10 protein-coding genes and 1 pseudogene are annotated in these 13,210 nt (G+C 43.1%); 7 read left to right on the top strand and 4 right to left on the bottom strand.

The annotated features are described in order from the left end of the window. Window positions 1-141: 141 nt before the first annotated feature. The 4 genes and pseudogenes from JEU79_RS01330 to JEU79_RS01345 form a co-directional block, all read left to right on the top strand. Window positions 142-402 (top strand): annotated as a pseudogene (locus JEU79_RS01330) (exodeoxyribonuclease VII small subunit); the annotation flags it as partial. Between the two features lie 12 nt (window positions 403-414). Next, complete coding sequence (gene ispA / locus JEU79_RS01335) at window positions 415-1,299, top strand: (2E,6E)-farnesyl diphosphate synthase (RefSeq protein WP_198262649.1); 885 nt, start codon at window positions 415-417, stop codon at window positions 1,297-1,299. A gap of 122 nt (window positions 1,300-1,421) precedes the next feature. Beyond that, on the top strand, window positions 1,422-3,404 hold the full coding sequence (gene dxs, locus JEU79_RS01340; RefSeq protein ID WP_198262650.1) for a 1-deoxy-D-xylulose-5-phosphate synthase: 1,983 nt from the start codon (window positions 1,422-1,424) through the stop codon (window positions 3,402-3,404). A gap of 128 nt (window positions 3,405-3,532) precedes the next feature. Beyond that, window positions 3,533-4,144 carry a response regulator gene (locus JEU79_RS01345; protein WP_198262651.1) on the top strand — a complete coding sequence of 204 codons (612 nt, stop codon included), beginning with the start codon at window positions 3,533-3,535 and terminating at the stop codon, window positions 4,142-4,144. On the opposite strand, the gene JEU79_RS01350 is transcribed toward JEU79_RS01345, so the two are convergent. Then, window positions 4,117-4,977, bottom strand: a complete 861-nt coding sequence (locus JEU79_RS01350; protein WP_198262652.1) for a DUF2797 domain-containing protein — start codon at window positions 4,975-4,977, stop codon at window positions 4,117-4,119. The genes JEU79_RS01345 and JEU79_RS01350 overlap by 28 nt on opposite strands. Window positions 4,978-4,991: 14 nt before the next feature. Continuing rightward, complete coding sequence (ampD, locus tag JEU79_RS01355) at window positions 4,992-5,540, bottom strand: 1,6-anhydro-N-acetylmuramyl-L-alanine amidase AmpD (RefSeq protein WP_198262653.1); 549 nt, start codon at window positions 5,538-5,540, stop codon at window positions 4,992-4,994. A gap of 594 nt (window positions 5,541-6,134) precedes the next feature. Here ampD and JEU79_RS01360 point away from each other — a divergent pair. Both JEU79_RS01360 and JEU79_RS01365 read left to right on the top strand, forming a co-directional pair. Continuing rightward, the gene (locus tag JEU79_RS01360) at window positions 6,135-8,552 is read left to right on the top strand and encodes a DUF1631 domain-containing protein (RefSeq protein ID WP_214660468.1); all 2,418 of its coding nucleotides are present in this window, start codon (window positions 6,135-6,137) and stop codon (window positions 8,550-8,552) included. 62 nt (window positions 8,553-8,614) lie between these two features. Beyond that, on the top strand, window positions 8,615-9,088 hold the full coding sequence (locus tag JEU79_RS01365) for a retropepsin-like aspartic protease family protein (RefSeq protein ID WP_198262655.1): 474 nt from the start codon (window positions 8,615-8,617) through the stop codon (window positions 9,086-9,088). 57 nt (window positions 9,089-9,145) lie between these two features. Here the strand turns inward: JEU79_RS01365 and JEU79_RS01370 are convergent, their stop codons facing one another. Then, the gene (locus tag JEU79_RS01370; RefSeq protein WP_198262656.1) at window positions 9,146-10,501 is read right to left on the bottom strand and encodes an alanine/glycine:cation symporter family protein; all 1,356 of its coding nucleotides are present in this window, start codon (window positions 10,499-10,501) and stop codon (window positions 9,146-9,148) included. Window positions 10,502-10,806: 305 nt separating this feature from the next. Between JEU79_RS01370 and nadC the strand changes: the two genes are divergently transcribed. Next, window positions 10,807-11,658 carry a carboxylating nicotinate-nucleotide diphosphorylase gene (gene nadC / locus JEU79_RS01375; protein ID WP_198262657.1) on the top strand — a complete coding sequence of 284 codons (852 nt, stop codon included), beginning with the start codon at window positions 10,807-10,809 and terminating at the stop codon, window positions 11,656-11,658. A 346-nt stretch (window positions 11,659-12,004) separates the two neighbouring features. Here nadC and JEU79_RS01380 read toward each other — a convergent pair whose 3' ends face one another. Further along, complete coding sequence (locus tag JEU79_RS01380) at window positions 12,005-13,168, bottom strand: ATP-binding protein (protein ID WP_198262658.1); 1,164 nt, start codon at window positions 13,166-13,168, stop codon at window positions 12,005-12,007. Between the last annotated feature and the right edge of the window lie 42 nt (window positions 13,169-13,210).

A 13,210-nucleotide genomic window follows, 5' to 3' on the forward strand; every position in this document is an offset into this window, starting at 1 on the left:
TTACCATCTGCTAGCGCAATATTACAATTATGCTCAAATTTAGAGCGATTATAGCATTGAACGCACCGGAAACACTGAATAAGCCAAACTATATGATAAAAAAAGTCAGTACTAGCAAACAAACAAGCAAGCAATAGCCGAAAAAAAGCAGACCAATCATTCAATTTTGAAGCCTCACTCAATGAGCTGGAGAAACTGGTTGATGCCTTAGAAAACGGTGATTTAAGTCTGGAGCAATCCCTACAGGATTTTGAACGCGGCATTCATCTGACCCGTGCCTGTCAAAGCGCCTTAACGGATGCCCAGCAAAAAGTACAAATTTTATTGGAGCAAGATCAATCCAGCTCGCTTGAAGATTATATTTCTCCCAGCACTTTGCCTTCTCAACCAGATAAAGCATAGGATAGTCAGCCCGTGCAGCTAAAACAATTAACTCAAGACTATCAACAGCGTGTTGATCAGGCGCTTGAAACAATTCTTCAAAACAGTTCAAATATTGCCCCTGAACTACATCAGGCCATGCATTATAGTGTTTTTAATGGTGGCAAGCGTGTGCGTCCCTTATTAGTCTACCTGACTGGAATGGCATTAAACATTGCACCAGAAAAACAAGATGCCGCCGCCTGTGCCGTGGAATTAATTCACTGCTACTCTCTGGTGCATGATGATATGCCCGCCATGGACGATGATGATTTACGCCGAGGCAAGCCCACCTGCCATAAACAGTTTTCCGAAGCCACCGCATTACTCACCGGTGATGCCCTGCAAACACTGGCTTTTGAAGTGCTGGGAAAAAATACGCAGATTGATGCTGAGCAAATCGTAGCCACTATAAACGCCCTGGCTCATGCCAGTGGCGCTGCGGGCATGGCTGCTGGTCAGGCCATTGATTTAGCGGCGACCGGACAACAACTATCACTGCAACAACTAAAACTCATGCATGAACACAAAACCGGGGCATTAATTCATGCCAGTGTCAAAATGGGGGCTTTATGCGCACCAGAAACAAGCGCAACTGAATTGGCTGCGCTGGAACAATATGCTAACAATATTGGCCTATCATTTCAGATCAAAGATGACATTCTGGACATTGAATCCGACACCGAAACATTGGGCAAACAACAAGGGGCTGATATTAGTCTCAACAAGGCCACCTATCCAGCCTTATTAGGTTTGGCTGGTGCCAAAGAAATGGCACAGCAATGCCATCAAAATGCATTGGATAGCCTCAATATTTTTGACCAAAAGGCCGATCCACTACGCTGGCTGTCAAAATATATAATTACCCGTGATCACTAATTTAAGGTATAATCCCAAGTTGACCTGAAGCGCTTGCAGTAAAAACACTCTTTTAGACCGCTTTTTATTCAGCTTTTTTGTTCCGTTTTGTAATTGCACTCTCATGATGATACCCCAATAATATGACTGATCTTTTGCGTTATCCTTTACTTGCCACGATTAAATCACCGGATGATTTAAAAGGCCTGGATAACGAACAACTCTTATTACTCAGTCAGGAACTACGCACATTTTTATTGCACACCCTGAACGAAGTGGGTGGTCACCTGTCTTCAAATCTCGGTGCCATTGAATTAACCGTTGCTTTGCATCATGTTTTCAATGCCCCTGCTGATAAAATTGTCTGGGATGTCGGCCATCAGGCCTATCCACACAAAATACTCACCGGACGCGCCCAAACATTACGCAGCATACGCCTAAAAGGTGGCCTTTCTGGATTTCCAAAACGCTCAGAAAGCCCCTATGATGCCTTTGGTGTAGGTCACTCAAGTACCTCAATCAGCGCCGCCTTAGGCATGGCAATTGCCGCCAAACAAAACGGTCGCCATAGCAAGTCCATTGCCGTTATCGGCGATGGTGCAATGACCGCAGGCATGGCCTTTGAAGCCCTGAACCATGCCGGTGATCTGGATGCTGATTTGCTGGTGATTTTGAACGACAATGATATGTCCATCTCACCCAATGTGGGTGGTCTATCCAATTATTTTGCCAAAGTCCTATCCGGAAAGTTTTATTCAACCGTTAAATCGAATTCCAAAAAGGTGCTCAGTTCTATGCCTTCAGTTTGGGAATTAGCCTGTCGTGCGGAAGAACACATGAAGGGTATGGTCGTGCCCGGTACACTCTTTGAAGAATTAGGCTTTAACTATATTGGCCCAATTGATGGCCATGATTTACCCGCCCTGCTGACCACCTTAAAGAACGTTAAAGAATTACCTGGGCCACAATTTTTACATGTCGTTACGCAAAAAGGCAAAGGCTTCGAAGCAGCAGAAAAAGAACCCACTAAATACCATGCTGCGCCTCCGGGCTTTTATAACCAGGTACTGAATCAAACACAGCAAGACTCAGAAGACAGTTCAAAGGATAGCACACAAGAAACTGCTGCCTTAGCCACAGCGCCTATCGGCCTGACCTATACCCAGGTTTTTAGTGAATGGATTGTCGATGCCGCCCATAAAAATGAACAATTAGTCGGCATCACACCCGCAATGCGTGAAGGCTCCGGACTGGTGGCTTTTTCAGAGCAATTTGAAGATCGCTACTATGATGTCGGCATTGCAGAACAACATAGTGTCACTTTTGCCGCTGGTATGGCCTGTGAAGGCTTAAAACCCGTTGTTGCTATTTATTCCAGCTTTTTACAACGTGCCTATGACCAACTGATTCATGATGTCGCCATCCAAAACTTACCGGTATTATTCGCCATTGACAGAAGCGGTATCGTCGGTGCGGATGGTGCAACGCATAGCGGTAATTTTGACTTAAGTTTTATGCGCTGTATTCCCAATATGACCATTATGGCACCGGCGGATGAAAATGAGTGTTACCACATGCTGGACTTTGGTTTCGCACTGAATTCACCCGTTGCAGTGCGTTATCCTCGTGGCAAAGGACCTGGCATTGCCATTAATAAACAACAAGACTTAGCCATCGAAGTGGGCAAGGGCAAATTAGCGCTTGATAATCAAGGCCTAAACAAAGAAAGCAAAGCAAACCAAGCTCTCCAGCGTGTTACTATTTTATGCTTTGGCAGCTTACTCAATGAAGCCTTACTCGCTGCTAAAGCATTAGCCGCAAATTATCATATTAGCGTCTTCAATATGCGCTTTATTAAACCACTGGATAAACAACTGGTTCAGAAACAAGCTCAAAACTGCGAACTACTCATTACTTTAGAAGATAATAGCATTATTGGTGGTGCCGGCAGTGCGGTCAATGAATGCCTGGCCATGCAAACAAAAAGCTCTGTCATGAATCTCGGCTTGCCCGATGAATTTCCTGAACATGCCACTCAACAACAGGTTCATCATGATTATGGCCTTGATTGTGAGGTGATTATTAACACCATTAAGCAGCAACTCTCTCAGCAAATCCCTCAGTAAATCACCTAGCGATTATGAGCTATGCTTGTTATCTCGCACATGGATGCCTATAATTTGATAATAATACAAGAAAAAGCATTATCCTAGAAAAAATGCTTTGATAGTCGCTTTAGGAAATAGGGAAATAAATGGGTCTTCTAACACTGCTAAAAAATATTTTTTCGTCACCCGAGCCGGAAAAAATTCCAGCCCCCGTTGCGAAGATAGAAATGCTGCAAGCCGGTGACGCTGAGCGTTTTAATAATGCGGGCAATGCCGACTCACCAGCCAATAAGGATGATTTTAATCACTCAAGCATTGATAGTGACACCCCCCATAAAATCGATGCCACGGTGCTGATCGTTGATGATTCAAAAACACAGATCGCCGCCTGTCAAAAATGGTTGGGCGCTGCGGGTTATAAGACCCTTACTGCGCTCGATGGTAAAGAAGGCATTATTAAGGCCACCAAGAAACAACCCGATCTCATCCTGATGGACATCGTGATGCCCAATGTTAACGGCTTTCAGGCAACACGCTATCTCAAGCGTCAAAGCACCACCAAGCACATTCCTATTGTCCTCATTAGTGGCGAAGAGCAATCTTCGGGCAAAGCCTGGGCAAAGAAATTAGGCGCGTGCTGCTTTATGGTGAAGCCCATGGATAAGGACAAACTGCTAAACCTGACTCAGCGGATCGTCTCTCACTACAGCATTGCTCATGCGAGCTCGACTCATGAAGAGAACGAAAAATCGACATGATAACCAGAGAATTTTCGGATATTGATCACGCCAGTATCAAGGATTAAATACTGCCCTTTGATCCCCATCAACACCCCTTCGACCAAGGCTTGTTTATCCAAATTAAATGATTTCACCTTTTGTGGGTATTCAACGACTGGATAGAGAATTTCCGTCATCGCCTCATTATCAATTTTACTCACTGCACCCTCAGGCAATTCAGCTGATAATTGTTCAATTTGTGCCGCAAAAAATGCTTGTAATTCCTCTTGATGCAGTAGCAAATCAATTTCTTCCACCTGACCTTTGAGCATTCTTTGCCACTGCGTGCGATCAGAGATTTTTTCTTTGTATAAAATTTCCATCAAGCCGGAATAATAGCGCTGACTGACTTTAAAAATAGCCAAAGCCTGAATCGCCCCCTGATCAATCCAACGGGTAGGCAGTTGATCACCACGGGTAATACCCACTTTTATACCTGATGAATTTGCCAGATAAACATAGTGTGATTGCATACAATGATCTTGCCCCCATTGCGGTTCACGGCAAGTACCCTGCTCAAAATGACATTTTTCCGGACTCATGATACATTTATCACAAGAAGCCAGACGGGTAAAACAAGGATAACAATGCCCTTGATTAAAGCTTTTATTGCTTTTACGACCACAGGCCACACAATGAATCTCATTTTTATAGCTGATGATCAGGCGCTTGCCCAGCAAGGCATTTAAATCAATTTTTTGTGGCTCAGCCCCTTCAAGCTCATCGACCAGAAGTAGCGAATAATTCACCGGTGTGGTGGCATTTTCATAATGAGTGTGCATTTTTCGTAAATGCCCGCTATATGTTGTCATAAGTTCCTACTTTGTTATTTTGTTAATGCCATGCGCCATTGCGCCCATTCAAAACCACTCCCTGGGTCAGTTTTTCTACCCGGTGCCACATCACTATGTCCGACAATGCGTTCTGGCATAATGTCAGGATAATAAGCCAGCAAGGCACTAACAACCTCGGTTAGGGTCTCATATTGAGCTCTTTCAAAAGCACTATCATCGGTACCTTCCAACTCAATACCAATGGAAAAATCATTGCAGTTTTCCCGCTCACCTAATTTCGATTGCCCTGCATGCCAGGCACGCAAATTCAGATCCACATACTGCAGCAACTCACCATCTCGGCGGATCAGTAGATGAGATGAGACTTTTAACTCACGCAGCGCATCATAATAGGGATCTTTATTACAATCCAGCTCATTAGCAAAAAAAAGACTAATATCATTCCCCTCATAACACCCCGGCGGCAAGGATATTGAGTGCACGATAATGGCATCAATAGGCATTTTTTCAGGTCGTTCATTATGATTCGGTGAAGGATTTTTACGGGCTTGTTTGAACCAGCCGTCAGATATATCATACATAAGCGAAAAAAATACCCATTGTTTTGTTTTAATTAAGAAAAATGGCGTGAAAATATCTATAAAATAGTCTATTATTAGCGTTGAGTGAGAATATAGTCACTTTAAAATATTCAAATTAATAGCTATTGACGAATTAAACATCAGAAACGACAAAACGAGCAGTAAAATTCATTATGAGTAATTAAATTTTTTTGTTATTGCGGACTGGCTCAAAGACATCATGGCTCAATAAATTTATGCTCTAAATCATACTCAGAGTTTATAGATTAGAGTTTATAAATTTTAGCTTAATTTAGTTTCACATACTGTTTTTGGTTCTAAGCATTTTCTGCGCTAACAAACACCTGATTTATCAGGGTTCCAGCGGTAAAATCAACACCAAGAATAAAACATGGTATAGTTCAAATGCAACCGAAGAATAATATATTACAGTTCAGTAGACAAGAAACAAGTGTCTCTAAAAACGGGCGTTCATTACAAAAAAATAGTCTACCACAAAATTATCAATCACAAGACTCTCGTTTACAAGATTCTCGTTTACAAGATTCTGAATCTCAAAATCCTCAATTGCAAAAGAATAGGGTACAAAGTTCAATGACACCTGAAGGTCCGTTAGGAGATTTAATCAAGTATGCCAGCCAGTGGGCGAATAATGCTGTATCTAAATTATTTGATAATGTTGATACACAACTATTCGAGATGGCTGAAAAATCTGAAAACTCAACTGATCAAAACATTTACTTCGACGCAATGCGCATTATCCGCTTACGTCGTAGCATCGCCTATGAAGAGTTTACCGCACGCATTCTTGAAAGCTTCAGTCTGCAAAGCATTCAAAACGGACAAAAAATCAATGCCACCAACGGCACTGATGACGATATTAATATAGACAATCTCACGCTTGTTGAAGACGATAACCTTGAAGAAGATTTAGCAACCCATAATATGATTGCTAAAGCTGAGAGAGATAACAAGGATTCACTTAACCAGCTTAACCAGAGAATGGTTTATCTTTATAATGATTTGAAAATCAATACCCTTAATAGCCCATTAGGCCCCACTTCATTGTGTAATTCATTTGCTGTGGCAGTGAACACCCTAGAAGCTGAAATTAAAGTTAAGTTATTAATTTTCAAATTATTTGACATCAACTTCATCAGTCAGGTTAATGAGCTCTATGAAAATTCCAACCGACTCCTAGTTGAAAAAGGCATACTCCCAAACCTTAAAGCAAGTTACAAGGATGCCGTTAAGAGAAATCCTCGTCCTGCTGGTGACGGCTTAGGGGGTCTAATCAACACCCCCGTGCAAGACGGTGGCGGAGAAATGGGCGATACAGACTTTCCACAGTATGCCGAGCAAGGCATGGGTAGTGAAGAAGATGCACAGGCCTTTGCCCTGATTCAACAACTTATTTCTCAAAATAGACCTCAGCAACAATCGGTGCCTCAGGCACAATACGCTTCAACCGAAGATGTCGTGTCATCCTTGTCACAATTACAAATTTCACCGGACATGCTGGCAAACAATAATACGGTCAACACCGGCGGTGTCATGGCAGGTAGTGGCGCAGGGGCTATCACTAGCGGTTTACTTAAAGAAGCCTTAAAACAGTCACTACAATCCAGTCAACACAAGCAAGCTATCAACCAGAATGATGATGACTTAATTGATGTCATTGGAATGTTATTTGATTTTATCCTTGATGATCACAATCTTGTTGACTCTGTTAAGTCCCTGCTGAGCCGTCTGCAAATTCCAATCATTAAAATTGCCTTACAAGACAAAGGTTTTTTTAGAAGCAAAAGTCACCCAGCCCGCAAACTCCTCAACGAATTAGCCAATGCGGGCTTAGGGGTGACCGATGCCACCAATGCCCAAGACAGCCCACTATTTCTTAAGCTAGAAAGTCTGGTCAGCCGTGTAAGTAACGAACAGGCCGACGAAAGTGATAGCGCTTTTTTTGAAGAACTACTCGAAGATCTACATCGATTCTTAATCCAGTTCAACCAGGGTAATGGCCATAGAAAAGGCCCTTCAAAAGAAGCCGCATTGAAATTGGTCTGTACCGAACTCAATTCACGTATGAGCACAAAGACACTACCCAGAAATATTGTGCTATTACTTGAACGAGTCTGGAAAGATGTCATGTTTGATATATTTTTCACTGATGGCATGGAAAGTGACGAATGGGATATGGCCATGACCTTTGTTGATACCCTGATTTGGAGTATTGATCCCAAGGCCGATATTCAAAGCCAAAAACAATTGGTGCGAGTCATACCAGGAATTTTAAATGCATTAAATGCTGGCCTCGATAGAATTCACTACCCCAAAGAACTCCGCGAACAGCTATTACAAGATTTACAAAACTGCCATCTCGCCTGCATGAAAGGTCAGGATATCAATGATAGTGAGCTATCACAAAATGAAGCAATCTATCTTTCTAAAGAGCATTTAAATGCTATTCAGCGTCGTCGTAGTACCGACGCTCACGATCTACCACCAACAGCGACAACAGCAGCAGAGGCTGGTACTGCCGCGCCGGTGACTGAGACATTCGATGGTAGTGAGTTAACGCCTGAAGAGTTGGAAAGCATCGATGCTGGTATTGATATCATGTTGGATGGTGACTTATCTAACTTGGATGCCCTAGAAGAAGAAGACCTACTCGCCTCCTTAGAGGATGGCTCAGAAGAAGCCATCGCCGATGATGGTGATACAGATTTAATAGAAGACAGCTTTACCCAACAGGCACGTGCTCTAACAGCCGGAGCCTGGGTCGAATTTCAAGGCAGTGACGACAAAAGCTATCGCGCAAAAATATCCTGGATGAGCGAAGATGCCAGCGCCTATATTTTTGTCACCCAAACGGGTCAGATTGCCGAGAAATCCTTACAAGGCCTAAGTGAATCACTCAGAAACAAGCAAGCTGTCATTTTAGATGAGTCGCCGGTCTTTGAACGTGCCATGGATGCAGTGCTAGAAGGCCTGCAAGAAAACGTGGAATAACGATCTTCAATAAATACCCGCACCTTAAGACACAATCAGGAAGCCAGCAACTTGGCGTGATCATGATGGTCATTGCCATGGCTGTTGGCCTGTTCTTATTGACCCAATATTTTCAAGACGTCCTAAGCACGCAAGATAATCCCAATCAAAATATTGCCACCACCCATGATGGTCAAGTTAAGGAAGTTAGCCTCAAACGTAATCGTGCTGGTCACTATGTTGCCACGGGCAGTATTAACGGCCAGCAGGCAGTCTTTCTGCTGGACACCGGGGCAACCTATGTGGCTATCCCCGAACATCTTGCTGCCCGCCTGAACCTAGCAAAGGGGCAACAAATTCAACTTTCTACCGCCAATGGCCGTAGCATCGGTTATCGAACCCGCATCCAAAGGCTCAGTATCGGTCAAATTCATTTATACAATATAAAAGCTGTCATTACGCCGAATCTTGAAGATATTTTGTTGGGTATGTCGGTCTTAAAACAACTGGAATTTACCCAGCGGGGTAAATTCCTTACCATACGACAGTATTTATAAACTAAGATTCAGGCTAACGACTGTGCAGATTGATGCGCATCGTGCCTCAGCAGCATCCTACGAATAGGACTTGTTTTTCATTGCCTCACGGGTGAGTTTAAAAATCACTGGACTGAGTAATAAGAGGGCAATCAAGTTAGGCAATGCCATGAGCGCATTTAAAGTATCGGCTAATAACCAGATAAAACTTAAGTCCCCCAACGCACCAATTGGCACAGCCACAATCCATAAAACCCTAAAAATCATGACCGACTTTACTCCAAACAAATATTCCGTACAGCGCTCACCATAAACACTCCAACCCAAAATAGTCGTAAAAGCAAACACCGCCTGTGCTAAAGTCACCACGATGCCACCCATTTCCGGCATCACCTGCTCAAAAGCCGCAATTGTCAATGCAGTGCCCTGAATACCTGACGTCCATACTCCCGTGATAACAATCGCCAGACCAGTAATACTACAAACAACAATGGTATCAATAAACGTCCCAAGCATAGCAATCATGCCCTGACCGACAGGGTTATTTGTTTTCGCCGCCGCATGGGCAATCGGCGCACTACCCAAGCCCGCTTCATTAGAAAAAATACCCCTTGCAACCCCCCATTGAATGGCCATAATAATCGTTGCCCCAGCAAAGCCTCCCGTTGCCGCTACCGGATTAAAAGCACTCTCAACAATCAAGGCCAATGCAGCAGGAACCTCAGAAAAATGGGTCAGCAAAATAACTAATCCAGCGCCCACATAAGCAATAGCCATAATCGGCACCAACTTACCTGCCACCTGGGCAATACGTTTAATGCCGCCCAAAACCACTGCACCAGTCAAAATAAACAAACCCACCGCAGTCACCCACTCAGGAATATTAAATTGCGTCACCAAGGCATTAGCCACCGAATTAGCCTGCACCGTATTACCGATACCAAATGAGGCTAAAGCGCCAAATAAAGCAAAGGAGAAACCCAGCCAAAGCCATTTTTTCCCCAGACCATTTTTAATATAATACATAGGTCCACCGAGATAACTGCCATTTTCATCCACCTCTCGATAATGCACCGCGCAAACCGCTTCAGCATACTTAGTCGCCATACCAATCAAGGCCGTCAACCACATCCAGAACAAAGCCCCCGGCCCACCAATAAAAATAGCCGTGGCCACCCCGGTAATATTACCCGTGCCGATCGTTGCCGATAAAGAGGTCATCAAGGCATTAAAAGGCGAAATTTCCCCTTCTAGCTTAGCCGATGCATCCGACCTGCCCTGCCAAAGCAATTTAAAACTCTTAAACAAATTGAGCAAGGGCATGAATCTAAGCCCTAACATCAAAAACAGCCCCGTACCAAAAATCATCACCAGCATAGGCTTGCCCCATACAAATGAATTCAACTCACTCAAAAACCCCGTTATCAACTCCATCTTTTACCCTTAGATTTTTAATTTTTAAAAACACAAAAGCGGCTTAAATCTTCTTCGTGGGTTGGTGCTGAGCATAGCGATGCCCAACAAAGGTGCTTGATTCTACTATTGTTGGGCATCGCTACGCTCAGCACCAACCTACAAAGTTGTCGTAACATTAAGCTTGAAAAAGGTCGCATTATTGTGAAGAACCATAGGCTAACACAGTCAATTTAGAAATCACTCAAATTTCATTTAGTATTAACTTTGAAATCCATCCCCGAAGCAGATAAAATCACCTAACCCAAACCAGTTCAGGACATGACATGCTCCCCCACTCAATTATTCAATCCCAAGTTAGACAAGCACTCGCCGAAGACATCGGTTCAGGCGATCTCACCGCAGCCCTCATTCCTGAAAATAAGCAATCAACCGCCCATCTCATCTGTAGAGAATCCGCAATACTTTGTGGTACACAATGGTTCAATGAAGTATTTCAACAATTAAGCACAGCGAATGCAAGCACCCATATTGATTGGCATGTAAAGGATGGCGATAGCATTGTAGCAGAGCAATGTATCTGTACCCTCAGTGGTAACGCCCGACTCTTGCTCACGGGCGAACGCACTGCTATGAATTTTTTACAAACACTGTCCGGCACGGCCACAGTCACCGCCAGTTATGTTAAACAATTACAAAACAGCCCAATCAAATTACTCGACACCCGAAAAACCATTCCTGGACTCAGAGCAGCACAAAAATATGCAGTCACCTGTGGCGGTGGCAACAATCATCGTCACGGCCTATTTGATGGTATCCTAATCAAAGAAAATCACATCATGGCAGCAGGTTCGATTGGCCAGGCCATACATGCAGCCCGAGAAAACAGCCCTCATACCCTAAAAATTGAAGTGGAAATTGAAACACTGGAAGAAATAGAAGAAGCACTGCAAGCAAAGGCTGACATTTTACTCTTAGACAATATGAACAATACCCTGCTACAACAGGCCGTTGCCCTTAATCACCAACACGCACATTCCGCCAAACTAGAAGTGTCCGGCAATATCACCCATGAACGTCTTAACGAGCTTGCTCAAATCGGTATCGACTATATTTCAACGGGCGCGATTACCAAGCACCTGAGAGCCATTGATTTTTCCTTACGTTTTGAAAAATAGTGGCGACTCAGTGACCGCTAAACTTGCTTTACACTTCAAATGTAGGATGTGGTGAGGAACGAACCGCATCAATGGCTTTAAACCTAAAAAAATCAGTTGAACCTACTGCGACCGCCTTATGCACTGAATCTTAAGGGTTTTCCAGAACATTTTGACTTCACCCGTAGGGTGACTACGAATAAAGCCAAAATAACCTGTAAAACCCTTAATCTTTAGCACCTAAGTCGCTCTCGCTACGATTCAACTGATTATTTTAGGTTAAACAAACGTTTTTGATGTGCTTCGTTGCACTCATCGCATCCTACAAGTGTAAAGATAAATAAGCTTATTTGATCTGTCCAGCGACTCAAGCACCTGTATTTAGTATTTCAGGTAGCGTCATTAAGGCTTTTTCCATGGGCAATACAGTGATCTCTCCTTCATAAAAGCTGTCTTTCCCACCATAAATAAGATAAGCCTTGACCATGGGATAGTCTTTTATAAATGCTTTAAGCCCTTTGAGATCATTGCGACTATACTTAGACTTACGCTTTACCTCAAAGGCCAAAAGTCCCCTTTCACCATACAAAACAAAACCAACTTCAACTTGATCCGCTGTTCGCCAATAATAAATTTCATAAGCTAGTTTATGATACGCATTGATTGCTCTGAGCTCTTGAAGAAATAAGGTTTCTAATGCCGCACCGTCAATTTCTTCAGGCGAATCCAAGGGACCCTTAGGACGAATACTGCGATAAATTCCCACATCAAAATAATAAAATTTAGGGTGCTGCAATAGTCGACGTTTCGCTTTTTTAGTAAAAACGGGCACGCGTATAGCAAGCAGTAAGTCTTCTAAAATAATAAAATAACTTTCAACTAATTTACGATTTAAACCACACTCTCGTGCGACCGCAGTGATATTCAGCGTTTCCCCCTGAGAAAAGCTCGCCACTTGCAGAAAACGCGCATAAGCCTCTAAATTTCGAGTTAAACCTTCTTGTAATACTTCTTCTTTGAGATAGGTTGAGACATAAGAATACAAATAATCACGACTACTTTCCGCATCAGTACTCGATTCATGATAAAGACTCGGTAAGTGTCCATATTGCAATGAATGCTTTAAATTAAATTGTGAGCCCAGCTCCGCCACAGTCAAGGGATACATAAAATAAGTCAATGCTCTTCCTGCCAATAAATTAACACCCTGTTTGCGCAGCTTCCTAGCACTAGAGCCGGTCAAAATAAAGCGTATCGAGGTCGCTTCAATCAGACGATGTACTTCATTTAACAATGCAGGAATGCGTTGAATTTCATCAATAATCACGTCACCTTGATAATTAGGGGGGATATAGGAATTGAGTTGCTCAGGGGCAGCCAGCAAGCGAAAATAATGTTCAGAATCCAATAGATCGATATACACACTATCGACACATTGTTGTTTTAACCAAAACGATTTTCCCGTGCCTCTAGGACCCAGTAAAAAACAACTTTTTGATGGCGAAAGCTTAATGAGGCGCTCAAATTCCATATCAATATGACCTATGGCGTTAAAAACTCCATAATACACCTA

The organism is sulfur-oxidizing endosymbiont of Gigantopelta aegis, assembly GCF_016097415.1.
Classification (GTDB): Bacteria; Pseudomonadota; Gammaproteobacteria; order GRL18; family GRL18; genus GRL18.

Coding starts and splice junctions, on each gene's coding strand:
- ampD (WP_198262653.1), bottom strand. CDS start 5,540: ATGTATGATATATCTGACGGCTGGTTCAAACAAGCCCGTAAAAATCCT.
- nadC (WP_198262657.1), top strand. CDS start 10,807: ATGCTCCCCCACTCAATTATTCAATCCCAAGTTAGACAAGCACTCGCC.
- JEU79_RS01350 (WP_198262652.1), bottom strand. CDS start 4,977: ATGACAACATATAGCGGGCATTTACGAAAAATGCACACTCATTATGAA.
- JEU79_RS01365 (WP_198262655.1), top strand. CDS start 8,615: ATGATGGTCATTGCCATGGCTGTTGGCCTGTTCTTATTGACCCAATAT.
- JEU79_RS01345 (WP_198262651.1), top strand. CDS start 3,533: ATGGGTCTTCTAACACTGCTAAAAAATATTTTTTCGTCACCCGAGCCG.
- JEU79_RS01370 (WP_198262656.1), bottom strand. CDS start 10,501: ATGGAGTTGATAACGGGGTTTTTGAGTGAGTTGAATTCATTTGTATGG.
- JEU79_RS01380 (WP_198262658.1), bottom strand. CDS start 13,168: ATGGAATTTGAGCGCCTCATTAAGCTTTCGCCATCAAAAAGTTGTTTT.
- JEU79_RS01360 (WP_214660468.1), top strand. CDS start 6,135: ATGACACCTGAAGGTCCGTTAGGAGATTTAATCAAGTATGCCAGCCAG.
- dxs (WP_198262650.1), top strand. CDS start 1,422: ATGACTGATCTTTTGCGTTATCCTTTACTTGCCACGATTAAATCACCG.